The organism is Microbacterium imperiale, from assembly GCF_017876655.1.
GTDB lineage: Bacteria > Actinomycetota > Actinomycetes > Actinomycetales > Microbacteriaceae > Microbacterium > Microbacterium imperiale.
Window position 1 is genome coordinate 502,339 of the sequence record NZ_JAGIOK010000001.1, and the last position, 24,816, is coordinate 527,154.

The following is a 24,816-nucleotide window of genomic DNA, read 5'->3' on the forward strand; positions in this document are numbered from 1 at the left end:
CTCGTTCTCGGCGGAGCGGCGCGTCGCTCGATCAGTGATCGGCGCGCCGCGAGTGGGATCCTTTCAGCGTAGTGGCCGCGATGACGCCCGCGAGAACGACCAGCACGGCGCCGATCGTCGCGGTGACGGCGACGCCGGCGTCGAAGGCGTGCGCCGCGGCATCCAGCAGTTCCGCACCGACGGGGGCCGGGAGATGCTGGGCGACGTTGACGGCTCCGGCGAGCGTCTCACGCGCCGCATCCGCGGCCTCGGCGGGCACGCCGGGCGGCACGACCATGCCGAAGCGGTACATGGCGGTCAGGATGCCGCCGAGCACGGCGGTTCCGAGCACGGCGCCGAGCTCGTACGCGGTCTCGGAGACGGCGCTGGCCGCTCCCGCCTTCGCCGGCGGCGCGCTGGCCAGCACGAGCTCGTTCGAGACCGTCTCGGCAGCGCCGATGCCCATGCCCAGCAGGGCGAAGGCGAGCACCAGCTCGATCATGCTGTCGGGGTCGGTGGCGGTGGCGATCACGATGTACCCGGCCGTCGAGAGGACGAGTGCGGCCGGGATGACGATACGCGGTGACACCCGTCGCGAGATCGGCACGACGCCGAGGCCCGAGATGATCATCATCGCCAGTCCGGGAACGAGCGCCAGCCCGGCCTGCAGGGGCGACAGGCCGACGATCAGCTGCAGGTGCTGGGTGACGAAGTACAGGAACCCGACGAGCGAGACGACGCTGAGCAGGTTGACCAGGAGCGCGCCGCTGAAGGTACCGCGCGTGAACAGCCGCATGTCGAGCATCGGCGAACTCAGGCGCAGCTGACGGCGGACGAACAGCCAGCCGAAGACCAGGCCGACGCCCACGAGAACGGGAGGCAGGACACCCCAGCCCTTGACCGCGAACTCCTTGATCGCATACACGATGGGCACCATCGTGAGCATCGACAGCGCGATGCTCGTCGGGTCGATGCGCCCGGGGTGGGGGTCGCGACTCTCGGGCACCAGGAACGGCGCGAGGATGAGCAGCGGCACCAGCACCGGCACCGCCATCAGGAACACCGAGCCCCATGAGAAGTGCTCGAGCAGCAGACCGCCGACGATCGGTCCGAGCGCCGCCCCGGCGGAGAACATCGACGCCCATACGGCGATCGCCAGTCGCCGCTGATCGCGGTCGGTGAAGATGCTGCGCAGCAGCGACAGGGTCGACGGCATGAGCATCGCGCCGAAAACGCCCATCGAGGCGCGGGCGGCGATGAGCCACTCGGCGCTCGGGGCGAATGCCGCCAGCGCCGAGACCGTCGCGAACCCGGTCGCACCGATGAGCAGCAGGCGCCGGCGACCGAAGCGATCGCCGAGCGACCCCATCGTCACCAGCAGGCCGGCGAGCACGAGGGGGTAGACGTCGATGATCCAGAGCTGCTGCGCGCTCGACGGGCTGAGCGCCCGCGCGATCTCGGGCAGCGCGAAGCTCAGCACCGTGTTGTCCACCGACACCAGCAGCACCGGCAGCATCAGCACGCCGAGTGCTGCCCACCCCCGCCAGTCGGCTCGCCTGCCGTGTCCGTCAGCGATCGCGATCTCTTCAGTCAACGTCATTTATTCACCGTCCAGCCGGTATAGTAACACTCGATGCGGCCGGACGGGAGAGGATGGAGAACATGAGTCGTCCCCCTCGAGCACGCGGGAGCGTCCTCGACGCCTACGAGCAGCTGCTGATCACCGACGGCGCGCGCGGAGCGACGATGGATGCCGTCGCGGCGGCGGCCGGCGTCTCGAAAGGCGGCCTGCTCTACCACTACGCCTCGAAGGAGGCCCTCGAGTCGGCTCTGCTCGACCGCATGCTCGAGCTCGCCCGGCTCGACGTCGACGAGATGGCCGGCCACCCCGACGGCATCGTCGCCACGTACCTGCGGACATCCGTCATGGACGACAGCCCGCTCGACCGAGCCCTCCTGGCCGGCTCACGGCTCGCCCAGAGCGGCCACGCCGGCGCGAGCGCCGCGTTGCGTGACGTCCGCACCCTCTGGGAAGAGGCGCTGCGGCCCCACACCCGCGACGAGACCGCGCTGCAGCTCGTGCTGCTCGTCGGCGACGGTCTCTACTTCAACAACGCCCTCGGCGCCGGCGCGGTGGTCGGGCCGCTCCCCCAGGGCGAGGACTTCGAGGCGCTCGTCCGACTCGTGCTCGAAGCGGCGTCCGCCTGATCGCACCGACGCCCCTGATCGCACCGACCCCACCGCGACGGGGCGCACGACCGAGCCGTGACCCCGCAACGACGACGGCGGCGGCCGGGTCGCCCCGCGCCGCCGCCGTGGTTGATCCGCGTGCCGCGGGTCAGACCTCGGTCAGCTCGATCTGGCGGAACAGATCCGCCGCGACGGCTTCGCGCATCTCGTCGAGCAGGTGGTCGGGAACCGGCGAGTCGACGGTGAGCACCGACAGGGCGCGGCCCGAGGCGTCGGGTCGGGCCACCTGGAGACCGGCGATGTTGATCCCCGCCTCGCCGAGCTTCTGCCCGTAGATCGCGACGATGCCGGGACGGTCGGCGTACCGCATCACGACGTGGTGGCGCTCGATCGGGACCTCGACCTCGTAGCCGTTGATGCCGACGACCTTCGGCACCATCCGGGTGCCGGCGAGCGTGCCCTCGACCGTGAGCACCGAACCGTCGGCGAGGGTGCCGCGGAGGATCGTGATGTTGCGGTACAGGGGGCTGTCGGACTCGACGATGAGACGGGTCTCGATCCCCCGCTGCTCGGCGAACAGCGGCGCGTTCACGTACGAGACGTTCTCGCTGACGATGTTCGTGAAGATGCCCTTCAGCGCGGCGAGGCGGTACACGCTCACGTCGTAGTCGGCGAGCTCGCCGCGCACCTCGATGTCGAGGCTCGTGAGGGCGCTGGGCGCGAGGCCCGTGAAGATCTGGCCGAGCTGCTCGACGAGGGCGATGCCGGGGCGCACGAAGGGGTCGATGACCCCACCGGCGACGTTGACGGCGTCGGGGACGAGGTCGCCCTCGAGCGCCAGCTTCACCGATTTGGCAACGGACACGCCGGCCTTCTCCTGCGCCTCGTCGGTCGACGCGCCGAGGTGGGGCGTCACGACGACGTTCGGCAGCGACAGCAGCGGGTACGCCGTGCCGTCCTCCTTCGGCGGCTCGGTCGTGAAGACGTCGAGCCCGGCGCCGGCGATCTCTCCGGTCGTGAGGGCGACGTACAGCGCCTCTTCGTCGATGAGACCACCGCGGGCGACGTTGACGACGTACGCGCTCTTCTTCATGAGCGCGAACTGCGCGGTGCCGATCATGCCGGTCGTCTCGGGCGTGCGCGGCATGTGGATCGTGACGAAGTCGCTCTGCGCGAGCAGCTCGTCGAGGCTCAGCAGCTGCACGCCGAGCTGCTGCGCGCGCGTCGGGGTCACGTAGGGGTCGTACGCGACGACGGTCACGCCGAACGCCTGCAGCCGCGCGGCGATGAGAGCGCCGATGCGTCCGAGCCCGATGATGCCCACCGTCTTCTCGAACAGCTCGGTGCCCGTGAACGACGAGCGCTTCCACGCGCCCGTCGCCAGCGAAGCGTGCGCGGCGGGGATGTGACGCGCCAGGCTCAGGATGTGGCCGATCGTCAGCTCCGCCGCGGAGATGATGTTCGACGTCGGGGCGTTGACGACCATGACGCCCGCGGCGGTCGCCGCCTTGATGTCGACGTTGTCGAGTCCGACGCCGGCACGTGCGATGACCTTGAGCGACGGCGCAGCGGCGATCGCCTCGGCATCCATCTTCGTCGCCGAGCGGATGAGTACGGCGTGGGCGTCGGCGAGGGCCGGCAGCAGGGCTGCGCGATCCGCACCGTCGACCGAGCGGATCTCGAAATCAGGACCGAGCGCGTCGATCGTGGCGGGCGAGAGTTCTTCGGCGATGAGCACGACGGGCTGGGGCACGGGCGATCCTCTGGAGCGAGCGCAGGGCGCGGAATGGGCGGTCGCCGCGACGGCCGACGGCGGTGCGGCGGGTCGTCTCAGCCTAGCGCGGCGCGTCCGGGCCCACCGACCGTGTGACGCCGCGCGACCCCAGCGGCCTCATGTGGCGAGCAGCGAACCGCCCGCGGTGATGGAGTACGACAGGATGTTGAGCCAGAACACCGCGACGAGGCCCAGGCCCGCGAGCAGGAGCAGGGCGAAGGCGCCCGCGCGGCGCCGGTACCCGAGCGCGAAAGCAGCGGCGAAGACCAGGATCGGGAAGACGATCGCCGACCCCAGCACAGCCCACCCGGCGCCGTTGAGCCCGCGCACACCCGTCGCCTGCGTCACGAGGTGGCCGACCGCGACCCACACGGCGTAGGCGTAGAAGAGGCCGAACGCACCGGCGACGGTCGCGACGAGCCATGTCGGCGTGCGACGCCGGGTCGTGGGTGCGGATTCCGTCGTCATCACAGCCCCGTTCCGAGCATCACGAAGGGCCACGGCACGAGAAGCACCGCGCCGGCGGCGAGCCAGGCGAACCGCTGCCACGACGGCCGCTCGCGAGTGAGCAGGAAGACGACGCCGAACCAGATCGCAGGCGCCGCGACGGCCACGATGACCGCCGGCACGAAGGCCGTCGGCGCCACGATGAATCCCGCGATGCCGTTCAGCCGCAGGCCGCCGATGATCCAGCCGATCGTGTAGAGCAGGTAGATGCCGCCGAGGACGCCGAGCGACACCAGCGCCGCACTGCTCATGCCCCCATCGGCGTCGGCGCCGGACGAGGTCCGCGCCGGCTCCGAGTCTGCCGGCGACGGCGCGGGCGCCGACCTCGGTGTCGTCGTCAGCGCCGACGGGTCGGCTTTCGCGCGGCGCGGCACCGCGGTCTCGTCGGCCGCGGGCGCCGAGACGAGGGTGGGGTCGTCGTCTCCGGCCCAGCTCAGGGCGTCGTCGTCGCGGGGGCTCACTCGTTCAGGGTAGCGCGGAGCGCCACGGGCGGGCCCGACGGTGCGTCACGCCTCATCGGCCGGGCCGCCGCCCGAAGAGCAGGCCGCCGCCGACCACGACGACGGCGGTCGTCGCGATGCCGAGCGCTCCTGCCCACGGGCCCCAGACGATCGGTCGCGTCAGCGCGCTACCGGTCCTGCCGCTGAGGTCGCCGACCTGCACGGCATCCGTTCGTCCTGTCGCCCCCTCGGGCGCGATCGAGGCGTTGAGCTCCGCCGATCCCCCGACATCCGGCCCACCCTCGACGTGCACCGTCGCGGTCGGTTGCGGCACGGGCACCGGCGCCACCGCTGCTCGGCCCAGGCGCAGCAGCGCTCCGAGCCGCGCCGCGGCGCCCGCCGCGACCTGTGTGCCCGATTCGACCCGCGGCAGCTCGATGCCCGGCACGGGGACGGTCTCGTCCACCGGGATGTCCGGCACCGGGACGGGCGGTGCCGGCGGGAGGGTCACCGTCGGTGCCGGCTCGGGCGCGGGTTCGGGAATCACGGGAGGAGGCGTTGTAGGCGCCGGCGCGGGGGTGACGGGCTCGGTCGGGGCCGGCTCCGGCGACTCCCCCGGCTGCGGTCCGTCATCGGCGGGATCCCCCGGCAACACGGGCGCCGGCAGCGGCGCACTGGGATCCGGGTCGGGAGTCGCGAGCGTGGTCTCAGCCCCCGCATAGCCCCAGACCGCCGCGCTGGGAACCGCGGCGACGCCGCAGCCCGCGATCACCGCAGCGGTGAGCCCGGCCGCTTGCAGGCGCACGCGAGCGGACTGCTTCGTCGGGAGGGGCATACGTCCCATCGTAAAACCTGCGCACCCGAGGGCAAGCCGAAAGCCCGGCCCCTGATGGGGACCGGGCTTCCGTGGCCGAGGCCGGACTCGGCGGGGTGTCGCCGAGGATCGGTTCGCACGCGCGACGACGTGCGAGTCGGGTCAGCGCGCGGCGCTGCCCTCGGTGTAGTCGGCGTCCTGCTGCTTCCAGGCGAAGAGCGAGCGCAGCTCCTTGCCGACGGACTCGATCGGGTGCGACGCAGCCTTCTCGCGCAGCTCGCGGAACTCGACGGCACCGTTGTCCTGGTCGCCGATGAAGCGCTGCGCGAACGCACCGTTCTGGATGTCGGCGAGAACGGCCTTCATGTTCTCCTTGACGTGCGGGTCGATGACACGCGGGCCCGAGACGTAGTCGCCGTACTCGGCGGTGTCGGAGACCGACCAGCGCTGCTTGGCGATTCCGCCCTCCCACATGAGGTCGACGATGAGCTTGAGCTCGTGGAGCACCTCGAAGTACGCGATCTGCGGCTGGTAGCCCGCCTCGGTCAGGGTCTCGAAGCCGTACTGCACGAGCTGCGAGACACCACCGCAGAGCACCGCCTGCTCACCGAACAGGTCGGTCTCGGTCTCTTCGGTGAAGGTGGTCTTGATGACGCCGGCACGCGTGCCGCCGATCGCCTTGGCGTACGACAGCGCCGTCGCCCAGGCCGAACCCGAGGCGTCGCGCTCGACAGCGATGATGTCGGGGATGCCGCGGCCCGCGACGAACTCGCGGCGCACCGTGTGACCGGGGGCCTTCGGTGCGATGAGGATGACGTCCACACCCTCGGGCGCGTCGATGTAGCCGAAGCGGATGTTGAAGCCGTGCGCGAAGGCGAGCGTCTTGCCCGCGGTCAGCTTGTCCTTGATCGAGTCGGCGAAGATGGCGCGCTGGTGCTGGTCGGGAGCCAGGATCATGATCAGATCGGCCCACTCGGCGGCATCCGCGACGCTCTTGACCTCGAAGCCCTCGTCCTGCGCCTTTGCGGCCGACTTCGAGCCGTCCTTGAGCGCGATGACGACCTCGACGCCCGAGTCGCGGAGGTTGAGAGCGTGCGCGTGTCCCTGCGAGCCGTAGCCGACGATCGCGACCTTCTTGCCCTGGATGATGGACAGGTCGGCGTCGGCGTCGTAGAAGATCTCGGCCATGTTCGTGTGTTTCTCCTTGATTCGTGGTTCGTACGGTCAGCCGCGCAGGACGCGCTCGGTGATGCTCTTGCCACCGCGGCCGATGGCGAGCAGCCCGGACTGAGCGAGCTCTTTGATGCCGAACGGCTCGAAGGCGCGCAGGATGGCATCGATCTTGCCCCGGTCGCCCGTGACCTCGACGACGAGTGCGTCAGGCGCGTAGTCGACGATCGCGGCGCGGAACAGGTTCGCGACCTCGATGACGTTCGAGCGGGTCTGGTTGTCCGCGCGCACCTTGATGAGGATGTGCTCGCGCTGCACCGACGACGAGAAGTCGAGCTCGACGATCTTGATGACGTTGACGAGCTTGTTCAGCTGCTTCGTCACCTGCTCGAGCGGCAGCTCCTCGACGTCGACGACGACCGTGATGCGCGAGAGGCCCGGCACCTCGGTCACCCCGACCGCGAGCGACTCGATGTTGAAGCCGCGGCGGGCGAACAGCCCCGCGACGCGGGTGAGCAGACCGGGCTTGTCCTCCACCAGGAGGCTCAGCACGTGGCGTGACATCTCAGTCCTCCTCGTCGAATGCGGGCGCGTGCTCGCGGGCGTACTGGATGTAGCTGTTGCTGACACCCTGCGGGACCATCGGCCAGACCATCGCGTCGGCGCTCACGACGAAGTCGATCACGACGGGGCGGTCGTTCGTCTCGAGGGCGAGCTTGATGGCGTCGTCGATCTGGTCCTCGGTCTCGACCCGGATCGCGAGGCAGCCGTAGGCCTCGCCGAGCTTGACGAAGTCGGGGATGCGCGCGGTGCCGTGTCCGGTGTTGAGGTCGGTGTTCGAGTGGCGGCCGTCGAAGAACAGCGTCTGCCACTGGCGCACCATGCCGAGCGAGGAGTTGTTGATGATCGCGACCTTGATCGGGATCTGGTTGATGACGCAGGTGGCGAGCTCCTGGTTGGTCATCTGGAAGCAGCCGTCGCCGTCGATCGCCCAGACGACGCGGTCGGGCTGAGCGACCTTCGCGCCCATCGCCGCGGGTACGGCGTAGCCCATCGTGCCGGCGCCGCCGGAGTTGAGCCACGAGTTCGGGCGCTCGTACTTGATGAACTGCGCCGCCCACATCTGGTGCTGTCCGACACCCGAGGCGTACACGCCCTCGGGTCCGGTGAGCTCACCGATGCGCTGGATCACGTACTGCGGCGAAAGCAGGCCGTCGGTGGTCGGCGCGTAACCGAGCGGGAACTCCTCGCGGAGGCCGTCGAGGTAGGCCCACCACTCGGCGGTGTCGGGCCGGCCGTCGCCGATGACACCGCGGAACGCCGCCTCGAGGTCGACGAGCACGTCGCGCACGTCGCCCACGATCGGCACGTCGGCGAACCGGATCTTCGAGATCTCGGCCGGGTCGATGTCGACGTGGACGACCTTGGCGTGCGGCGCGAAGAGCGCGGCCTTGCCGGTGACACGGTCGTCGAAGCGCGCGCCGAGCGCGACGATGAGGTCGGACTCCTGCAGCGCGAGCACGGCGGGCACGGTGCCGTGCATACCGGGCATGCCCAGGTGCTGCGGGTGCGAGTCGGGGAACGCACCGCGTGCCATGAGCGTCGTCACGACGGGTGCGCCGGTCGCCTCGGCGAGGGTGAGCAGCTCGTCGGACGCGCGACCGCGGATGACGCCGCCACCCACGTACAGCACGGGCTTCTGCGACTCGGCCAGCAGCTGCGCGGCGGCCTGGATCTGCTTGCCGTGGGCCTTGGTCACCGGCCGATACCCCGGCAGGTCGACCTTCGGCGGCCACACGAACGGTGCCGTGGCCTGCTGCGCGTCCTTCGTGATGTCCACCAGCACCGGGCCGGGACGCCCCGTCGAGGCGATCTCGAACGCGGCGGCGATGGCGCCGGGGATCTCCTCGGCGGTCTTCACCAGGAAGGAGTGCTTGGTGATGGGCATCGTGATGCCGACGATGTCGGCCTCCTGGAAGGCATCCGTTCCCATGAGGGTCGAGAACACCTGGCCCGTGATGCACACGAGCGGCACGGAGTCCATGTAGGCATCGGCGATCGCGGTGACGAGGTTGGTCGCGCCCGGGCCGGAGGTGGCGATGGCCACACCCGTCCGGCCGGATGCCGCGGCGTAGCCCTCGGCCGCATGGCCGGCGCCCTGCTCGTGACGGACGAGGATGTGGCGGACCGCCTCGTCGTCCATGAGCGGGTCGTAGACGGGCATGATCGCACCGCCCGGCAGGCCGAAGACCTCGGAGACACCGAGATTGTCGAGCGAGCGGACGACCGCCTCGGCGCCCGAGATGACGGGAGCGGACGGGGTGCGGGACGGCGGCCGGGGAATGGCCGCGGAGATGTCGGTGGACATGGTGGTGAACCTCGCTGAAGAAGAGGAGTCGATGTCGGTGCCGAAGTCAGCCGGTGGTCGCGCCCTCCGCGGCGGAACGCACGAGCTTGGAGTACTTGGCCAGAACGCCACGGGTATAGCGCGGGGGAAGAGGTGCCCAGCCGTCTCGGCGGGCGTTCAGCTCAGCCTCATCGACGAGTAGGTCGAGGGAGCGAGCCGCGATATCGACCCGTATCAGATCACCATCGCGCACGAATGCGATGGGACCTGCGTCCACCGCTTCGGGTGCTATGTGGCCGATGCACAGGCCGGTTGTGCCGCCTGAGAATCGCCCGTCCGTCAAGAGTAGTACATCTTTTCCGAGACCAGCGCCCTTGATGGCGGCCGTGATGGCCAGCATCTCGCGCATGCCCGGACCGCCCTTGGGGCCCTCGTAACGGATGACGATCACCGAACCCGGTTCGATCTCGCCATTGGCGACGGCATCCATCGCGGCGCGCTCGCGCTCGAACACGCGCGCGGGGCCCTCGAACACGGCGGCGTCGAAGCCGGCGGTCTTGACGACGGCACCCTCGGGGGCGAGCGAGCCGTGCAGGATCGTGATGCCGCCACTGGCGTGGATCGGGTCGTCGAAGCGGTGGATGACCTTGCCGTCGAGCGGCTCGGGGTCGAGGTCGCGAAGGTTCTCGGCCAGAGTCTTGCCCGTCACCGTCAGTGCGTCGCCGTGCAGCAGACCCTCGTCGAGCATCGCCTTCATGACGACCGGGATGCCGCCGTGGCGGTCGACGTCGTTCATGACGTACTGGCCGAACGGCTTCATGTCGGCCACGTGCGGCGTCTTGTCGCCGATGCGGTTGAAGTCGTGCAGGCTCAGGTCCACCTCGGCCTCGCGGGCGATGGCCAGGAGGTGCAGGACGGCGTTGGTGGAGCCGCCGAGGGCCATGACGAGGGCGATCGCGTTCTCGAAGGCTTCCTTCGTCAGGATGTCCTTCGTCGTGATGCCCTGGCGCAGGAGGTTCACGACGGCCTCGCCGGAGCGGTGGGCGTAGTAGTCGCGGCGCCGGTCGGCGGAGGGCGGAGCGGCCGAGCCGGGCAGGCTGAGACCCAGCGCCTCGCCGACGGAGGCCATCGTGTTCGCGGTGTACATGCCACCGCACGCGCCTTCGCCCGGGACGATCGCGCACTCGATGCGCTTGAGGTCGGCTTCGCTCATCTTTCCGGCGCGGCAGGCTCCGACGCCCTCGAACGAGTCGATGATCGTGACGTCCTTCTCGGTGCCGTCGCTGAGCTTGACCCAGCCCGGCATGGTCGAGCCGGCGTACAGGAAGACGCTCGAGAGGCCCAGGCGCGCGCTGGCCATCATCATGCCGGGGATCGACTTGTCGCAGCCGGCGAGCAGCACGGTGCCGTCCAGACGCTCGGCCATGATGACGGCCTCGACGGAGTCGGCGATGACCTCGCGCGAGACGAGCGAGAAGTGCATGCCCTCGTGGCCCATCGAGATGCCGTCCGAGACCGAGATGGTGCCGAACTGCAGCGGGTAGCCGCCGCCGGCGTGCACGCCCTCTTTGGCGCCCTGCGCGAGCCGGTCGAGGCTCAGGTTGCAGGGGGTGATTTCGTTCCAGCTCGAGGCGATGCCGATCTGGGGCTTGTCCCAGTCCTCGTCGCCCATGCCGACGGCACGCAGCATGCCTCGGGAGGTCGTGGCTTCGATGCCGTCGGTGACGGCACGACTGCGGGGCTTGATGTCGATGGTCTCGGAGCTGTCGGGCATGCTCGAATTCTATGCCCGGCGGCCCGGGGTCATCGGCCCGCGCGGGCCTCGGCGAGCCGGCTCAGCAGGGCCGCGAGCTCGGCGGCGTCGGCCACCCGGTAGGCCGCGACGCTCTCTCCCCCGCCGACGCGGATGCCGATGTCGCCGGCCCCGAGCGACGCGAGAGCGTCCTCGTCGGTGACATCGTCGCCGGCGAAGAGCACGACGTCCGCATCGACCAGCTCGCGCAGTCGGCGGATCGCGGCGTCCTTGCCCTCGTGGCGCGAGGCGAACTCGAGGATGTCCTGGCCCGTCCGGCGACGCCACTCGGGCGCCTCGGCTCGCACGAGGTCGTCGATGCGCGCCGCGGCCTCGGCCGCTCGCTCGGGATCGCTCAGCCGCGTGTGCAGCGCGAATCCGAATCGCTTGCGCTCGATCCAGGCGCCCGCCGTGTCGGCGATGATCGCCTCGGCGCGGTCGGCCAGCGTGTCGCGCAGCGAGCCGGCGTCGTCCGCATCAGCGTCGTCGGCGCCGCCGGGGTGCCAGAACTCGGCGCCGTGCGATCCGGCCAGGTGGATGCGCGAATCCGGCTCGCGCTCGGAGATCTCGGCGAGGTGGGCGAGCGTGCGCCCCGAGACCAGCGCGACGGTCGTGTCGGGCAGCGACGACAGCCGTGTCAGCGCATCGCGGGCCTCGGGCAGCATCCGTGCCGACATCGGCTCGTCCACGAGGGGTGCGAGCGTGCCGTCGAAATCGAGGGCCACGAGCAGGTGGCGTGCGTCGGTGCCGAGCGCAAGCGCCGTCGCGAGCTCGCCGGAAGGGCTGGGCGACGAGTCGCTCATGCTTCCCTCTGCTCCTCATCGACGGTCGAGACCGAACGCGTCGTGACGCCGTGTCCGCGAGCGGCCGCCGTCAGCGCATCGAGAAAGAGCCGCGACCAGTCGTCGACGTCGTGCTCTCGCACCCGTTTGCGCAGGGCGCGCATCCGGCGCCCCTGCTCGGCCGTCGGCATCTCGACGGCGCGGACGATCGCGTCCTTGAGGCCGTCGATGTCGTGCGGGTTGATCCTGACCGCGCTCGCGAGCTCGTCGGCGGCGCCGGCGAACTCGCTGAGCACCAGCACGCCCTTGTTGTCGACGCGGCTGGCGACGTACTCCTTCGCGACGAGGTTCATCCCGTCGCGCAGGGCGGTGACGAGCATCACGTCGGCCGCGAGGTACAGCGCGACCATCTCTTCGCGCGGGAAGGCCTGATGCATGTATCGGATGGCACTGTGACCCCAGGTGTCGTTGTCACCGTTGATGCGGGCGACGGTGAGCTCGATCTCGTCGCGCAGCTGGACGTAGGACTCGACGCGCTCGCGGCTCGGGCTCGCGACCTGCACGAGCGTGACGTCCTCGACGCTCAGACGGCCGTCCTCGATGAGCTCGCCGAAGGCCTTGAGACGGTGGCGGATGCCCTTGGTGTAGTCGAGGCGGTCGACGCCGAGCAACACCTTCTTGGGGTTGCCCAGATCCTCGCGGATCTCGGCTGCCCGCGCCTGGATGTCGGGGCGCTGAGCGAGCTCGATGTAGTCGTCGGTCGAGATCGAGATCGGGAAGGCCTTCGCCAGCGCCGTCCGGTGCCCGCCGTCCGAGGTGGGCACGCGGATGCCACTGGCCCGGGTCTCGTACCGCAGCTGACGACGGACCGCCCGAGCGAAGTTGCCGGCGTCGGCGACGCGCTGGAAACCGATGACGTCGGCGCCGAGGAGGCCCTCGAGCACCTGCTTGCGCCACGGCAGCTGGGAGTACAGCCCGTAGGCGGGGAACGGGATGTGGTGGAAGTACCCGATCGTCAGGTCGGGGCGCATGTCGCGCAGGAGCTTGGGCACGAGCTGCAGCTGATAGTCCTGCACCCAGACCGTGCCACCCTCCGCCGCGATGGCGGCCGTCGCCTCGGCGAAGCGGAGGTTCACGCGCTGGTAGGCCTCCCACCAGTTGCGGCGGTACCGGGGCGCGGCGATGACGTCGTGGTAGAGCGGCCAGATGGTGTCGTTCGAGAAACCCTCGTAGTAGTCGGCGACGTCATCGGCCGACAACGGGACGGGAACCAGGTGCATCCCGTCGAACTCGAAGGGCTCAAATTCGAGATCGGCCTTGCCCGGCCAGCCGACCCACGCCCCCTCGGTGCTGCGCATGACCGGCTCGAGGGCGGTGACGAGTCCTCCCGGCGAGCGACGCCACTCGCCTCCGTCACCACCATCCGTGTTCCGGTCAACCGGCAGGCGGTTGGCGACGACGACGAAATCAGCGGTGCTCATGCATGCCTCCAGGCTGCGATCGGCGGTGCGTCCAGCCTAGCGGCGCGCCTTCGCCCCTCCGCGGGCGACTACGTTTGTGCTATGCGCAAGTACCTCTTCGGCACCGGTCTCCTCTCGTCGATCACCGGCGGCATCACGCTGCTGCGCGCCGCCCGCAGCGACGAGCCCTTCACCTGGCGCACAGCGCTGGCCTGGCTCAGCTGGGCCATCACGTTCGCTCTCGCGATCGGCGCAGTGGTCGACAGCTACCGTGCCGCCCGCGGCAAACTGATCGACGGCGACTCGAGCGTCGACCGCGACAAGCTGTTCCGCGAGCGCGTCAAGCGCAACGGCTGACGCGGGGCGCTCATCCGCCCGCGGCTGAGCGGGTGCCTCAGCGGGTGAGGATGAGCGCTTCGCCCTGACCGCCGCCGCCGCAGAGGCCGGCCGCGGCGGTTCCGCCGCCGCGACGCGCCAGCTCGTGGGCGAGGTGGACCACCAGACGCGCTCCGGATGCCCCGATGGGGTGCCCGAGGGCGATCCCGCCACCGTCGACGTTGACGATCTCGGCCGAGACACCGAGCCGGCGCACCGACGCGGCCACGACCGCGCCGAACGCCTCGTTGATCTCGATCAGGTCGAGATCGGATGCCGCGATCCCCTGCTTCGCCAGGGCTCGCTCGATCGCCGCGGCGGGCTGCTCGTGCAGCGAGTTGTCGGGCCCGGCGACCTGTCCGTTGGCGCCGACCGCGGCGAGCACCGCCCACCCTTCGCGCTCGGCCCGCTCGCGGGTGGTGAGCACGACGGCAGCGGCTCCGTCGGAGATCTGCGACGCGTTGCCCGCGGTGATCGATCCGTCCGCCGAGAAGGCCGGGCGCAGGCGGGCGAGCGTCTCGACGGTCGTGTCGGGGCGCACGCCCTCGTCGGTGTCGACGAGCACCGGCTCACCGCGCCGCTGCGGCACCGAGACCGGAGCGATCTCGGCGTCGAAACGTCCCGCCCCGGCGGCGGCCGCGGCGCGCTGGTGCGACCGCGCGGCTGCCGCGTCCTGGTCCTCGCGCGACACCGAGAAGCGGGGGTTGAGCCGCTCGGTGGACGCTCCCATGCTTTCGCGGTCGTAGGCGTCGGTGAGGCCGTCGAACGCGGCGTGATCGAGCACCTCGACCGAGCCGTAGCCCCAGCCCGAGCGTGAACCCGGCAGCAGGTGCGGTGCGCGGCTCATGGACTCCATGCCACCCGCGACGACGACTTCGGCGTCGCCGAGCGCGATCATCCGAACGCCGTCGATGATCGCCGTCAGACCGGACAGGCAGACCTTGTTGACGCTCGACGCGGGGACGTCCCATCCGATTCCGCCCGCAAGCGCGGCCTGGCGCGCCGGGTTCTGGCCGTTGCCGGCGGGAAGCACCTGACCCATGATCACGGCGTCGACGGTTGCCGCGGGAACGCCCGAGCGCTCGAGGGCCGCGGCGATCGCCGTGCCGCCGAGCTCGGGCGCCGAGACGCTCGACAGAGCGCCCTGCAGGCGGCCCTGCGGCGTGCGGGCGGCGGCGACGATGACGATGTCGGGCGTGGTCATCCCCCCAGCCTACGAGCGTCGCGACGACGGTGGGGCGCCCGGCGCCGATGCACGCGAACCGATGTGGAGAAGCGCATCGCGGTGTCCGAGGTTCGTGGGAACATTCGAACATGTCTTCGAGTGCGGGGTTTGGCAGCGACGCGGATGCCGCCGCGCTGGCCGCGCTCGTCACGGATGCGGAGGGCGCGGTCGATGTGGTCCGCGCGGGTCAGATCCGCGAGGTGAGGGTGCTGGCTGCGGCGGGCCGACTCGCGCAGCAGCAAGCCGCGGGGGCGTCGGAGCGGGTGAAGAGCCATGAGATGGCGTTACGCGGGATCGCGGCGGAGCTTGCCGGGGTGTTCGCGGCGACCGATCGCACGCTGCAACGCCGGATCGACGAGGCGCAGGACCTGGTCGAGAACTATCCGGCGACGATGAACGCGTGGGAAGCGGGACGCATCAGCCGGGGGCATGTCCGGGCGATCCAGGACGCCGGGTGCGTCGTGCCCGCCGAAGCGAGGGGCGAGTTCGAGCGGGCGGCGATCGAGCGGTGCGAGGGCGAGACGCCCAACCGGGTGCGGGACGCGCTGATGCACTTGGCGGAGAGACTGCATCCGCGGTCGTTCACCGAGCGGCATGAGGCGGCTGCGGCGGGCCGGTGCGTGCGGGTGCAGCCCGGACCCGACGGAATGTCCGACCTGATCGCGACGCTGCCGACCGTGATCGCCGAAGGGGTGGTCGACCGGCTCACACGGCAGGCCCGGGAGATCATCAACGCCCGACCTCAAGCGGAGGCGGCGGAGGTGACCGACACGGATGCCGCGACGCTCACGAGCCCGGATGCCGCGGCGTACGGCATCGCCGATGCCGACGGCTCGAGGATCGGCGACACCGCTGAACAGCACGGATCGTCGTTCGCCGCCGACAACCGCACGATCGACCAAGTCCGGGCCGATGTGTTCGCCGACCTGCTGCTCGCCGGAACGCCGTCACTCGACCCGACCGATACGGGAGACGGCGAGGGCACGCTCGGCGCGATTCGGGCGAAGGTGCAGGTCGTCGTGCCCGCGCTCGCCCTCACCGGCGAGGACGACCGGCCGGCCGATCTCGTGGGCCGCTCCCCCATCGATGCAGCGACCGCGCGTGAATTGGCCGGTGAGAACACCGCCTGGGACCGACTCCTCACCCACCCCGTCACCGGGACCGTGCTGGAATGCGACGCCTACCAACCCACCGCCGCGATGAGACGGCTGCTGCGGGCGCGAGACCGGCACTGCCGATTCCCCGGATGCCGCCAACCCGCCATTCGGTGCGAGATCGACCACACCCACGCGGCATCCGACGGCGGACCCACCCACGTCGGGAACCTCGCCCACCTCTGCAAACGACATCACGACGTGAAGCACCACACCCGGTGGCGCGTGAGACAGCTGACGGGAGGACTACTCGTGTGGACCTCGCCCACCGGAAGGGTCTACCGCGAAGACGCACCCCGACCGCTCGTCGCGTTCACGATCGAAGCGGGGCCGCCGCCTCCCCCGGGCGCGAGCGCGCAATGCGCGCGGACGCCCGAGGCACCCCCGCCATTCTGATCGGCCGCAGAGCGCCCGTTCGACATCGAACGCGTCGCGTGCAGCCGCGCGGCCGCGGAGGAAACGAAGGCCGCGCAACACACGAAGGCCCCGCAACTGGCGAGAGTTGCGGGGCCTTCGTGCTGGTGCACCCCCTGGGACTCGAACCCAGAACCCACTGATTAAGAGTCAGTTGCTCTGCCGATTGAGCTAGAGGTGCAGGCTGTTCGCAGTGAAGCGAACCGAGGAGAAACGTTACCACCTCGCGACGGGTCTCGCGAATCGGGGGAAAGCCGCGCGCGTCGTATCCTGGACCCGTGACCCCCACCACCCCGGATCGGGCCGACCCGATCGTCGATGACCTGAGCGCGGATCTGACGCTCGCCCTGCGCCTTGCCGACGCAGCGGACGCCGTCAGCATGGCCCGCTTCGACGCCGCCGACCTCGACATCAAGGTCAAGGCCGACGCGTCGCACGTCACTGAGGCCGACCTCGCGACCGAGCGAGCAATCCGCGAGCTGCTCGCGGCAGAACGCCCGGGTGACGGCATCCTCGGCGAGGAGTACGGCACCTCGGGTGGCACGCGGCGCCAGTGGATCATCGATCCCATCGACGGCACCGCCAACTACCTCAAGGGCATCCCGATGTGGACCACCCTCATCGCTCTGGCGATCGACGGTGTGCCGCGTGTCGGCGTCGCGAGCCAGCCAGCCATCGGGCGACGCTGGTGGGCCGCCACGGGTCACGGCGCCTGGACGAACGTCCCCGGCGAGACCGAGCCGCGACGGATCTTCGTCTCGGCGGTCGACGACATCGCGCAATCCAGCATCAGCTTCCAGAGCCTGCGCCAGTGGGACGAGGTGGGTCGTGCCGACCAGCTGCTCGCCCTCTCGCGCCGCGTGTGGCGCGACCGCGGCTACGGGGATGCCTGGCCCTACATGCTGCTCGCCGAGGGGCGCCTCGAGTTCGTCGCGGAGTTCGGCGTGAAGGAGTACGACATCGCCGCTCACGTGCCGATCGTGACCGAGGCGGGCGGCCGTTTCACCGACATCGACGGCAACGAGACCCTGTCGACGCGATCGGCCCTCGCGACCAACGGCACGCTGCACGCGACCTACCTCGAGATGCTCGGCGAGACCCGCGGCCTGGGAGCGGACGCGTGAGCCGCCGAGATCGCCGGTCGGTCGTCGCGCTCGGCCTGATCGCGGGCCTCGGGCTGCTCGCCGGCTGCGGCGCTCCGGCGCCGGCCCAGACGACCCCACCCGCCGAAGCCGTCCCGTCGTCGCCGGTCGCGACGCCGCAGGCCACCGCCTCCGAGCCGGCCCTTCCCGACCCGACGTGCGAGAACATCATCCGGTCGGCCAGCTTCGAGGAGCTCGAATCGCAGGGGTGGGAGTACAAGCAGGAGCCTTTCCTCATCGGCGAGATGCCGATCGAGGGCGGGGTGTCGTGCCTGTGGGCGAACCCCGCCGAGCCGGGCGGCAACATCCTGCAGTTCGGCTGGGCCCCGCTCACCGCGGAAGAGACGACCGAGGCCGAGCAGTCGCTCGAGTCCGCCGGCTGGATCCGCGAGGAAGGCGATGACGGCGTGTACCTGACGGAAGACCCGGCGTTCGCCCTGAACATCGACGCCGACGGCTACGGCATGACCTACTTCTTCGGCGACGGCTACGTGCAGGTCGCCGATGTCAAGCAGGGCCTCGTCGTCATCGAACGGCGCTGAGATGATCGACACCATCACCGACGTGGCCGATCGCATCCGGGACGCCGAAATCGCGCTGCTTACGTCCTCCGTACGCCAGGACGCTCGACGGCTGCGTGAGCTGCTGCATCCCGATTTCACCGAGATCGGGAGATCGGGACGCATGTGGACTCGTGCCGACCTGCTCGTCGACCTCGTCGAGGAGCCGACGCGAGCGACTCCCGATACCGACGAGTGGACGTTCCAGCCGCTCGGCGCGGACGCCGTTCTGGTGACGTTCCGCGTGATCGCCGGCAGCCGCATCAGCCGTCACTCGTCCATCTGGGACACCACCGGCGATGAGCCGACCCTGCGCTTCCATCAGGGCACGGATCTGTCCGACGGCACTCGGCCATAGAACTCTCATCCACCGACGTCAAGGACGTGCGCCGTTCGAGCGACGAGAGCACAATCGAGGCATGCCTGCACTTGCGATCATCCTCATCATCATCGGCATCGCGCTGCTGTTCACCGGAATCTTCGTCGAGGCGGTGAAGTTCCTGCTGTTCGTCGGCATCGCGCTCATCATCCTCGCCGTCATCGCCTGGCTGATGCGCTCGATCCGCAACAAGACCTGAACCCCGCCCGCACGACGAAGGGGCCCGAGAATCGCGATCACGCGACTCTCGGGCCCCTTCTGCTGCGACAGCGGCAATGGTGGAGATGGGGGGAATATGCCGATCCTCGCCGCGACCCGTTCTCCCTACTGGCGTGAGGGGCTGCCGGTCCGCGAGGAGTCCGCGAGAGTCTCGCTGATCAGCTTCGAGAGGGCCGTGCGAGCCCTCGAGTCGGGGCCACGAAACTGCGCCGCGTAGATGTCCAGCGTGAGGCTGGGGTCCTTGTGCCCGAGCTGTCGCTGCACCGTGACGACGTCGCACCCGGCGTTGATCATCCCGCCAGCTGCGTAGTGGCGCAGGTTGTGGAACTTCGTGTCGACGCCTGCAGCAGCTCGGGTGCGTGTCCACTCCGCCTCGAATGCGCGGGGCCACATCGGACCGAGCCCGCCAGCAGGGATCGGGTAGGCGATGTCGACGAGACCGTCGGGGAGGATGCGGCCGGGAAGCAGCCAGTCCGCCTCGCCGTGCGTGCCATGCTGCGCGACGTGCACGCCGATGCGGGCCACGAGCTCGGGCGGGATGAGGACGTCTCGAGCTGACCCGTACTTCGGCGGACGGATCTCGATTGCCTTCGACAGTGAGGCGTTGCGTTGCACCTGCCGACGCACTCGGATCACTCCCCCATCGCTGTCAATGTCGGCGAGGGTGAGCCCGCAGATCTCCCCGAGACGGAGCCCAGCGAATGCGGCGATGGCCACCGCGATCGCGAACGGCGTGCCGTCTGCCGCGCTTAGGAGCGCTCGGACGTCACGTCCCTCGGGGAACACCGGTCCGTGAGCCTGTGGGGCGCCTGCGACTGTAGAGCGGTTCCTCGAGAGGGCGGGGCCCTTTACGCCCGCGGCGGGGTTCGCTGCGATACGCTTGTCGCTCACAGCGCCGTTGAGGATCGCCCCCAGGTGCATGAGGCGGGTCTTGATCGTGCGAGGCGCGAGCTGCCGGTCGACCATCGCTCGCATGTACTTCTCGACGTCGGCGCGCTTGATCGAGTCGAGGCGACGTTCGCGCATGCCGCAGTCGTCGACGACGAGTCTCATCTGGCGGTGCGTCGACGATGTCCAGTCTTTCCGAGCTGCCCACTCGTCGAAGTAGGCGCCGAGGAGGATCTTCCCGCGGCCAGGGTCGACGTACATGCCGGTCACGACGGATGTGGTGACCTCGTCGAGCCACGTCTGCGCCTCGCGTTTCAGCTTGAAGTGGCGCGCGTGCTCCTTGCCGTCGGCGTCCCGGTATCGGGCCCGCCAGACCCCGTCAGGACGTTGCTTGATCGACGCCACCTCAGAACGGCACGCCTGGGTAGAGGATCGGCTCGTCGATCGCGACGCCGTACGAACGGAGCTGCCGATCCACTTCGTAGAGTTCGGCTCGGAAATCGCGAACTCTGATGCGCAGGGTATCGAGGTCGTTGGGCAAGAAGCCCCCACGGATGACCTCGCCGCGCGATGCCGCGCGATCAACGTCGAGCAGGTGCTGCTCGTGGGCGGCGAGAGCATACGCCGCGGACGCTCGCTGATCGAGCAGCTTCTGGATCAGCGTGAGTTTGTATGCGTCGTCTGAGACGTGCAGCGGACTCAGGTCGTCGGCATCGTCCGGGCCCTGCACCGTGGTTCGGTAGCTCATCTCGCTGGCGAGTCGCGAGCCACCGAACCACGATCGAGCGAGGACCTGCCCCGTCGTCGTGCTCGCATAGCTCTCGGGTGCGCTCGTGTCACCTAGGGGGACCAGGTCGTACGGACGCCTCAGATCGAAGACGAGGTCTGCCGGGCTCACGCCGAGGACGAGAGCAAGCGCGATGAGCTGCTGCACGGTCACGTCCCTCTTGCGCCCGTTCTCGAGGTTGGCGATGACCGACCGGGTCAGGCCGAGCCCGGCGCGAGCTGCGAGTTCCTCGCCGCTGATCTTGAGCATGCGGCGATACTTCGCGACCTGGTAGCCGAGCGCGGGGGGTTCTAGTTCATCCACGCACTACACAGTATGGGCGAGTCTGTGTTACTGTCCAACCCGACACAGATCAGCTCGATTTGTGTCTGAGGCCATAGGAGGCACCGGTGGAAGACAAGATCCTGTTCGTGAACGAGGCAGCAGCTCGGCTGCGCCGCTCCCCCGAGCAGCTGCGCTACATGATGACCCAGGGCACCGCGCCGAAGCACGCGAAGATCGCGGGACGCATCTGCTTTCGCGAGTCCGATATCCAGGCGTTCATCGACGCCGCGTTCGCTGAGGCCGTCTGACATGCCCGACACAAAAACAGCCCCCGAAGCCGGCCAGGGCTTCGAGGGCCAGAACCCCGAAGGGATCAATCTCATGAGCAAGGTAGCACGGGAGCAGCGCGCGGCGAAGGCGCGGCCCGGGACGATCGCAGCGGACCCGCGGATCGACATCTTCGACACGCCGACCGAGGCCACGATGTACGACGAACCGGAGCGGAAGGTCGAGTACGTCGATCCTTCCGAGCACCTGTCTGCTGAGGAGATCGCGGCGATGCCGCTGTGGTTCCGCTCGTCGTCGTCGCCCGTGCAGGTGTGGCGGTCGATGGACGGCACCTGGTGGCGGGACTCCGGTCATCTGCGCATCCAGCTGTGCAAGGACGGGGTGCGACGGTTTGTGCTCTTCCTGTCAGACGGCGCGACGCGCACGGACCTCAAGCATTTGCTCGACACGGTACACCGGCATCGTGCGGGCAAGACCCGCCGCGCCTGGCGGCAACACTCCGCCGGCTTCGGGGGTTCGGGTGACGACCTGACGTTCTCGCTCGCGTTCCACCATCGCGAGTACGCCGACCCGTACACGCACCGCGAGACCGATCTCGAGGTCGCCGTCTGCGACGAGCCGCTGTGCGGCGCGGACTGGCACGACGGGTACGGCACGCACGAGGCGGATTCAGTGACACGGAAGTTGCCCGAGGGCCGCGGCCGCTACCAGATCTCTGTGACGAGGATGCCGGAGGCCGGCGAACCGTGGAAGGTCGACGTCTTCTCGGATGAGTTCTTCGGCACGCCGGAGGACGTGGCCCTGTTCGTGTCCGATCTGCAGTGGATGTCGGAGACCTGCCGGCGCGCGAATGAGAGCGCCGTGGAGCGTACAGAGCGGACGGTGGCGTGATGACACGAGGGAAGCCGCAGAACGCGTCAGCGAGCGGCACAGCACTCGCCACGACCATCTCTGTGTCGACGGTGCTCCCGACCGCGCGGCGTGAGGGTGTCGTGGTGCTCGGGGTCGGCGGGCAGACGCTCGAGCTGCCGTCGTCGGAGGCGTTCGACCTGCAGCGCCGGATCCTGTCCGCGACGATCGCGGTGCAGCGGGCCGGTGTGCAGGTCGAGGCGACACGGAAGGCGAAGGAACAGCGCGAGCTCCGTCGTGCGGCATCCGTCGACGAGGCACTGCGGAAGCACGATGGCTGACGCACGCATCCCCGAGCGATACCTCGTCGACCGCCGCATCATGCGACTGTCGGACGCCGAACGCTCGAGCTTGTTCCTCGCGACGCTGTGGTCGGTATCCAATCGCACCGACGGGCGTATCGAGCGAGGTGACCTCGCGATCATCCCGATGTTCCGTGAGGCTGCCGTGCACACACTCGTCGTCCAAGGGCTCTGGGTCGAGGACGGGCCAGACGCGTGGGTAATCGTCGACTACGAACGCGACCAGACGTCACGTAGTCAGTTCGAGGTCATGGAGAACACCCGCCGTCGGGAACGCGAGAAGAAGCAACGTCAGCGCCTGAAGCAGGGTGTCCCGGGGGACAGTCCCGGGGGACAGTCCCGGGGGACATCACAGGATAGGCAAGGCCAGGCTAGGCAAGGCGAGGAAGGCCAGGAGATAGCCGAAGGCGTCGATGTAGGAACAGGCGAGGTTCACGAGTGGCCCGTGCGGGTGCCGGGTGAGCAGTTCGTTCAGGATGAGGTGCCGTGGTGAGCGGGCGGGTGGACGCGCGCACGTCTGGGCAGCGGCTTTCGGATGAGGCTGCGCGGCGCCGTCGGGAGCTACGGGAGGAGCAGGCGCGGCACGAGGACACCCGGCTGTTGCTGCACAACGCGAATCGGCTTTTGTTGCAGGTGGCTCTCTGCGATCGTCTCGCCGATCCGCGGGACTTCGAGCTCATCGTCGGCGTGGACCGGGCCGTCGACGATCGCGGCGCCATCGTCTGGGCGCGCGTCGAGGTCCTGGTGGAGGTGCTGTTGCAGGAGCGGCCGCACCTCGCCGCGCCGGTCGACGACGCTCCGTGGCGGCGTGGGTCGACGGCGCTAAAGTGGATGGCGGCGGGATCGTGACAGGCCAGGGGCCGGCGTCCACAGCCACGGAGCCCAGGGGGCAACGCGCGACAGGCCAGGGGCCGGCGCGGCAGTCGTTCAGACACCCGGAGGCCTCCGTGTCCCACCCCACTCACTACGGGATCGAGTCCGATCCCACGTTCGATCCCCGCATCCTCCTGAACGGGTCACCCGTCGTCGCTGTCGCTGGCGCTCGCCGGGTGACCCGGAAGGACTTCACCGACCGTCTCGGGCTGCCGGAGTCGGCGTCGAACGCGCAGTTCCTGGCCGCGCTAGACGCCCGTCTCGGCCGCAGCGCGCAGTCGGCGCCGTCCCCCTCCGCTGATGAGCAGCTCTACGCCCGGGTCACGGGCCGCGCGCTCGACCGTGAGGGTGCAGCGCCCGCGCTGAGCGAGGAGTCGCTCTGGGATCGGCTGTTCGAGAAGACGGGAGCCTGATCATGGCGAAGTCGTATCTGCCCCTGTTCCGTCCCGGCCAGACCGTCACCTTCGGAGTGACGGCTGCTGTCACCGCAGGCACCCCGGTCGAGGTCGGGAGCATCGACATGTCGGTTGCTCCTGCAGCGGAGCGCTCGGCGAAGGTCGTCGGCGTCGCCGGCCACGACGCTGCCATCGGCGACAAGGTCACGGTCGAGGTCGGCAAGCCGATCCACGAGCTGACCGCCTCGGGTGCCGTCACCCGTGGCCAGCGTCTCGAGGCGGCAGGGGGCGGCAAGGTCCGCACCCTCGCAGCCGGGGCCGCGGTCTACCTCGCCCTCACGTCCGCCGTAGAGGGATCTCACGTGAAGGCGATGGTCCTCTGATGCGCCGCATGACTGCACCCCAGCTCCAAGTTGGCGGCGCGATGGAGTTCGTCGAGATCTGCCGATCGTTCGACGTCGAACCGCCCGCCGCGCTGGTCCGTGGCCTCGAGTTGCTCGACATCGCGGACGAGTTCCGTGACGACCGGCCGCTTCCCAGGCTTCTCGACCTCGCGCCGGAGGAGGTCGGGCCCCTCATTACGGATCTCTCGATTCGGCGGCACGCCGGCAGCGGAGCCCTGAATCCGGACGGCCTGGCCACCGGAGCGAGCGCCTTCGCGGAGAAGCTCCTCGCCGAGATGCGCGAAGCGACGCTCCCCGAGCTAGACCGAATCGTCTCGGACCTCCGGCCCCGGTTCGACGAGCTCGCGAAGCCCCTGCTCGTCGCCGCTCAGGAGCACGGCTTCACGAGTGCGACGACGTCGGATGACGTGATCACGCAGTCCCCGGCAGCCATCGAGGCATGGAGAGCCCTGCGCCACGCAGAGGCCGCCCTCGAGCCCATCGCGGACGTCTGGCGCTCGATGACGACGATCTTCGCCGTCGAACCGACCCGATCAACGCTGCCCACGGCTCACCAGCACAACAGCCAGCACAGCGTGAACTTCTCGGTCTGCTTCGCAGCCGGCGAGAACTGGTCGCTCGACGAGGGATTCGTGACCTCGCAGTATCGCTCGCACCTCGACTGGCTCGCCATTGCGGCTCGCGGCCTCCGCCTGAACAGCCCGACTGAGGTCGGGGAGAAGATCGCGACGCGCGATCGGCAGCAGCGCGCAGCCGCTGTCGCCGCGGCCGAGGCGAACCGGGCCGACCGTGACGCCGAGAACGCCGCTTTCGCCGCGGCGCTCGACGCCGCACCCTCCGCCGCAGCGATCGCGCGCGTGGGTCGCGGCTGATCCCCTGATTCCGGGCTCGCTGCCCGCCCGCCGTCCTTTCCGGTTGGGGCCTGCGAGTCCGGCGGTGGTGAGCATCGGACGTCCGCACCGCGGGAGTCTCACCACCCCTTA

General features: G+C 69.7%; 29 protein-coding genes and 1 tRNA gene. 15 read left to right on the forward strand and 15 right to left on the reverse strand.

What is annotated here, in order from left to right:
• Nucleotides 1-31: 31 nt before the first annotated feature.
• Nucleotides 32-1,579, reverse strand: coding sequence for an MFS transporter (locus tag JOF37_RS02420; RefSeq protein WP_210004759.1), 1,548 nt, complete (start codon nucleotides 1,577-1,579; stop codon nucleotides 32-34).
• 62 nt (nucleotides 1,580-1,641) lie between these two features.
• Here JOF37_RS02420 and JOF37_RS02425 point away from each other — a divergent pair, with 62 nt between their 5' ends.
• Nucleotides 1,642-2,187, forward strand: a complete 546-nt coding sequence (locus tag JOF37_RS02425) for a TetR/AcrR family transcriptional regulator (RefSeq protein ID WP_210004760.1) — start codon at nucleotides 1,642-1,644, stop codon at nucleotides 2,185-2,187.
• 130 nt (nucleotides 2,188-2,317) lie between these two features.
• Here JOF37_RS02425 and serA read toward each other — a convergent pair whose 3' ends face one another.
• From serA to JOF37_RS02475, 10 genes are all read right to left on the reverse strand, one after another.
• On the reverse strand, nucleotides 2,318-3,922 hold the full coding sequence (gene serA, locus JOF37_RS02430) for a phosphoglycerate dehydrogenase (protein WP_210004761.1): 1,605 nt from the start codon (nucleotides 3,920-3,922) through the stop codon (nucleotides 2,318-2,320).
• A gap of 138 nt (nucleotides 3,923-4,060) precedes the next feature.
• On the reverse strand, nucleotides 4,061-4,411 hold the full coding sequence (locus tag JOF37_RS02435; protein ID WP_210004763.1) for a hypothetical protein: 351 nt from the start codon (nucleotides 4,409-4,411) through the stop codon (nucleotides 4,061-4,063).
• On the reverse strand, nucleotides 4,411-4,911 hold the full coding sequence (locus JOF37_RS02440; protein WP_210004765.1) for a DNA polymerase III subunit gamma/tau: 501 nt from the start codon (nucleotides 4,909-4,911) through the stop codon (nucleotides 4,411-4,413). Before JOF37_RS02440 ends, JOF37_RS02435 begins: the two co-directional genes overlap by 1 nt.
• Before the next feature lie 52 nt (nucleotides 4,912-4,963).
• Complete coding sequence (locus JOF37_RS02445; RefSeq protein WP_210004767.1) at nucleotides 4,964-5,725, reverse strand: hypothetical protein; 762 nt, start codon at nucleotides 5,723-5,725, stop codon at nucleotides 4,964-4,966.
• Between the two features lie 141 nt (nucleotides 5,726-5,866).
• Entirely contained in the window at nucleotides 5,867-6,892 is a 1,026-nt protein-coding gene (gene ilvC / locus JOF37_RS02450; RefSeq protein ID WP_210004769.1) for a ketol-acid reductoisomerase, read from the reverse strand.
• Nucleotides 6,893-6,928: 36 nt separating this feature from the next.
• Nucleotides 6,929-7,438, reverse strand: coding sequence for an acetolactate synthase small subunit (ilvN, locus tag JOF37_RS02455; protein WP_071918201.1), 510 nt, complete (start codon nucleotides 7,436-7,438; stop codon nucleotides 6,929-6,931).
• A 1-nt stretch (nucleotide 7,439) separates the two neighbouring features.
• Entirely contained in the window at nucleotides 7,440-9,242 is a 1,803-nt protein-coding gene (locus JOF37_RS02460; protein ID WP_210004771.1) for an acetolactate synthase large subunit, read from the reverse strand.
• Between the two features lie 46 nt (nucleotides 9,243-9,288).
• Nucleotides 9,289-10,995 (reverse strand): dihydroxy-acid dehydratase, encoded by a 1,707-nt coding sequence (ilvD, locus tag JOF37_RS02465; RefSeq protein WP_210004773.1) that lies wholly within the window; start codon nucleotides 10,993-10,995, stop codon nucleotides 9,289-9,291.
• Nucleotides 10,996-11,024: 29 nt separating this feature from the next.
• On the reverse strand, nucleotides 11,025-11,816 hold the full coding sequence (otsB, locus tag JOF37_RS02470; protein ID WP_210004776.1) for a trehalose-phosphatase: 792 nt from the start codon (nucleotides 11,814-11,816) through the stop codon (nucleotides 11,025-11,027).
• On the reverse strand, nucleotides 11,813-13,276 hold the full coding sequence (locus tag JOF37_RS02475; RefSeq protein WP_210004778.1) for an alpha,alpha-trehalose-phosphate synthase (UDP-forming): 1,464 nt from the start codon (nucleotides 13,274-13,276) through the stop codon (nucleotides 11,813-11,815). Before JOF37_RS02475 ends, otsB begins: the two co-directional genes overlap by 4 nt.
• A gap of 81 nt (nucleotides 13,277-13,357) precedes the next feature.
• Between JOF37_RS02475 and JOF37_RS02480 the strand changes: the two genes are divergently transcribed.
• Nucleotides 13,358-13,612 carry a hypothetical protein gene (locus JOF37_RS02480; RefSeq protein ID WP_210004781.1) on the forward strand — a complete coding sequence of 85 codons (255 nt, stop codon included), beginning with the start codon at nucleotides 13,358-13,360 and terminating at the stop codon, nucleotides 13,610-13,612.
• A 37-nt stretch (nucleotides 13,613-13,649) separates the two neighbouring features.
• Here JOF37_RS02480 and JOF37_RS02485 read toward each other — a convergent pair whose 3' ends face one another.
• Complete coding sequence (locus JOF37_RS02485; protein ID WP_210004783.1) at nucleotides 13,650-14,834, reverse strand: acetyl-CoA C-acetyltransferase; 1,185 nt, start codon at nucleotides 14,832-14,834, stop codon at nucleotides 13,650-13,652.
• Between the two features lie 110 nt (nucleotides 14,835-14,944).
• On the opposite strand from JOF37_RS02485, the gene JOF37_RS02490 reads away from it, so the two are divergent.
• Complete coding sequence (locus JOF37_RS02490) at nucleotides 14,945-16,405, forward strand: HNH endonuclease signature motif containing protein (protein WP_210004785.1); 1,461 nt, start codon at nucleotides 14,945-14,947, stop codon at nucleotides 16,403-16,405.
• Nucleotides 16,406-16,528: 123 nt separating this feature from the next.
• Here the strand turns inward: JOF37_RS02490 and JOF37_RS02495 are convergent.
• Nucleotides 16,529-16,604, reverse strand: a tRNA-Lys gene (locus JOF37_RS02495).
• A 97-nt stretch (nucleotides 16,605-16,701) separates the two neighbouring features.
• On the opposite strand from JOF37_RS02495, the gene JOF37_RS02500 reads away from it, so the two are divergent.
• The 4 genes from JOF37_RS02500 (at nucleotide 16,702) to JOF37_RS02515 (ending at nucleotide 18,703) form a co-directional block, all read left to right on the forward strand.
• Nucleotides 16,702-17,547: an inositol monophosphatase family protein gene (locus JOF37_RS02500; RefSeq protein ID WP_210004787.1), complete on the forward strand. Its 846-nt coding sequence runs from the start codon at nucleotides 16,702-16,704 to the stop codon at nucleotides 17,545-17,547.
• Nucleotides 17,544-18,107 carry a hypothetical protein gene (locus JOF37_RS02505; RefSeq protein WP_210004789.1) on the forward strand — a complete coding sequence of 188 codons (564 nt, stop codon included), beginning with the start codon at nucleotides 17,544-17,546 and terminating at the stop codon, nucleotides 18,105-18,107. Before JOF37_RS02500 ends, JOF37_RS02505 begins: the two co-directional genes overlap by 4 nt.
• A 1-nt stretch (nucleotide 18,108) precedes the next feature.
• On the forward strand, nucleotides 18,109-18,483 hold the full coding sequence (locus tag JOF37_RS02510) for a nuclear transport factor 2 family protein (RefSeq protein WP_210004791.1): 375 nt from the start codon (nucleotides 18,109-18,111) through the stop codon (nucleotides 18,481-18,483).
• Between the two features lie 61 nt (nucleotides 18,484-18,544).
• A complete protein-coding gene (locus JOF37_RS02515; RefSeq protein ID WP_210004795.1) occupies nucleotides 18,545-18,703 on the forward strand; it encodes a hypothetical protein in 159 nt (52 codons plus the stop codon).
• 125 nt (nucleotides 18,704-18,828) lie between these two features.
• Here the strand turns inward: JOF37_RS02515 and JOF37_RS02520 are convergent, their stop codons facing one another.
• Nucleotides 18,829-20,016, reverse strand: a complete 1,188-nt coding sequence (locus JOF37_RS02520; protein ID WP_210004803.1) for a tyrosine-type recombinase/integrase — start codon at nucleotides 20,014-20,016, stop codon at nucleotides 18,829-18,831.
• Nucleotide 20,017: 1 nt separating this feature from the next.
• A complete protein-coding gene (locus JOF37_RS02525) occupies nucleotides 20,018-20,701 on the reverse strand; it encodes a helix-turn-helix domain-containing protein (protein ID WP_210004806.1) in 684 nt (227 codons plus the stop codon).
• Nucleotides 20,702-20,787: 86 nt separating this feature from the next.
• Between JOF37_RS02525 and JOF37_RS02530 the strand changes: the two genes are divergently transcribed.
• From JOF37_RS02530 to JOF37_RS02565, 8 genes are all read left to right on the forward strand, one after another.
• Nucleotides 20,788-20,970 (forward strand): helix-turn-helix transcriptional regulator, encoded by a 183-nt coding sequence (locus tag JOF37_RS02530; RefSeq protein WP_210004810.1) that lies wholly within the window; start codon nucleotides 20,788-20,790, stop codon nucleotides 20,968-20,970.
• Nucleotides 20,971-21,043: 73 nt separating this feature from the next.
• Complete coding sequence (locus tag JOF37_RS02535) at nucleotides 21,044-21,841, forward strand: hypothetical protein (RefSeq protein WP_210004812.1); 798 nt, start codon at nucleotides 21,044-21,046, stop codon at nucleotides 21,839-21,841.
• Nucleotides 21,841-22,140, forward strand: a complete 300-nt coding sequence (locus JOF37_RS02540; RefSeq protein ID WP_210004814.1) for a hypothetical protein — start codon at nucleotides 21,841-21,843, stop codon at nucleotides 22,138-22,140. The genes JOF37_RS02535 and JOF37_RS02540 overlap by 1 nt, the downstream gene beginning before the upstream one ends.
• Nucleotides 22,133-22,654, forward strand: a complete 522-nt coding sequence (locus tag JOF37_RS02545) for a hypothetical protein (RefSeq protein WP_210004815.1) — start codon at nucleotides 22,133-22,135, stop codon at nucleotides 22,652-22,654. Before JOF37_RS02540 ends, JOF37_RS02545 begins: the two co-directional genes overlap by 8 nt.
• Entirely contained in the window at nucleotides 22,651-23,010 is a 360-nt protein-coding gene (locus JOF37_RS02550) for a hypothetical protein (protein ID WP_210004817.1), read from the forward strand. Before JOF37_RS02545 ends, JOF37_RS02550 begins: the two co-directional genes overlap by 4 nt.
• Nucleotides 23,011-23,108: 98 nt before the next feature.
• The gene (locus JOF37_RS02555; protein WP_210004819.1) at nucleotides 23,109-23,447 is read left to right on the forward strand and encodes a hypothetical protein; all 339 of its coding nucleotides are present in this window, start codon (nucleotides 23,109-23,111) and stop codon (nucleotides 23,445-23,447) included.
• 2 nt (nucleotides 23,448-23,449) lie between these two features.
• Nucleotides 23,450-23,812 carry a capsid cement protein gene (locus tag JOF37_RS02560; RefSeq protein WP_210004820.1) on the forward strand — a complete coding sequence of 121 codons (363 nt, stop codon included), beginning with the start codon at nucleotides 23,450-23,452 and terminating at the stop codon, nucleotides 23,810-23,812.
• Between the two features lie 8 nt (nucleotides 23,813-23,820).
• Entirely contained in the window at nucleotides 23,821-24,705 is an 885-nt protein-coding gene (locus JOF37_RS02565) for a hypothetical protein (protein ID WP_210004821.1), read from the forward strand.
• The last annotated feature ends 111 nt before the right edge of the window (nucleotides 24,706-24,816 follow it).

Coding starts and splice junctions, on each gene's coding strand:
- JOF37_RS02475 (WP_210004778.1), bottom strand. CDS start 13,276: ATGAGCACCGCTGATTTCGTCGTCGTCGCCAACCGCCTGCCGGTTGAC.
- JOF37_RS02420 (WP_210004759.1), bottom strand. CDS start 1,579: ATGACGTTGACTGAAGAGATCGCGATCGCTGACGGACACGGCAGGCGA.
- JOF37_RS02490 (WP_210004785.1), top strand. CDS start 14,945: ATGTCTTCGAGTGCGGGGTTTGGCAGCGACGCGGATGCCGCCGCGCTG.
- JOF37_RS02535 (WP_210004812.1), top strand. CDS start 21,044: ATGAGCAAGGTAGCACGGGAGCAGCGCGCGGCGAAGGCGCGGCCCGGG.
- JOF37_RS02445 (WP_210004767.1), bottom strand. CDS start 5,725: ATGCCCCTCCCGACGAAGCAGTCCGCTCGCGTGCGCCTGCAAGCGGCC.
- JOF37_RS02460 (WP_210004771.1), bottom strand. CDS start 9,242: ATGTCCACCGACATCTCCGCGGCCATTCCCCGGCCGCCGTCCCGCACC.
- JOF37_RS02510 (WP_210004791.1), top strand. CDS start 18,109: ATGATCGACACCATCACCGACGTGGCCGATCGCATCCGGGACGCCGAA.
- JOF37_RS02435 (WP_210004763.1), bottom strand. CDS start 4,411: ATGACGACGGAATCCGCACCCACGACCCGGCGTCGCACGCCGACATGG.
- ilvC (WP_210004769.1), bottom strand. CDS start 6,892: ATGGCCGAGATCTTCTACGACGCCGACGCCGACCTGTCCATCATCCAG.
- JOF37_RS02480 (WP_210004781.1), top strand. CDS start 13,358: ATGCGCAAGTACCTCTTCGGCACCGGTCTCCTCTCGTCGATCACCGGC.
- otsB (WP_210004776.1), bottom strand. CDS start 11,816: ATGAGCGACTCGTCGCCCAGCCCTTCCGGCGAGCTCGCGACGGCGCTT.
- ilvD (WP_210004773.1), bottom strand. CDS start 10,995: ATGCCCGACAGCTCCGAGACCATCGACATCAAGCCCCGCAGTCGTGCC.
- JOF37_RS02425 (WP_210004760.1), top strand. CDS start 1,642: ATGAGTCGTCCCCCTCGAGCACGCGGGAGCGTCCTCGACGCCTACGAG.
- ilvN (WP_071918201.1), bottom strand. CDS start 7,438: ATGTCACGCCACGTGCTGAGCCTCCTGGTGGAGGACAAGCCCGGTCTG.
- JOF37_RS02560 (WP_210004820.1), top strand. CDS start 23,450: ATGGCGAAGTCGTATCTGCCCCTGTTCCGTCCCGGCCAGACCGTCACC.
- JOF37_RS02485 (WP_210004783.1), bottom strand. CDS start 14,834: ATGACCACGCCCGACATCGTCATCGTCGCCGCCGCCCGCACGCCGCAG.
- JOF37_RS02545 (WP_210004815.1), top strand. CDS start 22,133: ATGGCTGACGCACGCATCCCCGAGCGATACCTCGTCGACCGCCGCATC.
- JOF37_RS02540 (WP_210004814.1), top strand. CDS start 21,841: ATGACACGAGGGAAGCCGCAGAACGCGTCAGCGAGCGGCACAGCACTC.
- JOF37_RS02565 (WP_210004821.1), top strand. CDS start 23,821: ATGACTGCACCCCAGCTCCAAGTTGGCGGCGCGATGGAGTTCGTCGAG.
- JOF37_RS02515 (WP_210004795.1), top strand. CDS start 18,545: ATGCCTGCACTTGCGATCATCCTCATCATCATCGGCATCGCGCTGCTG.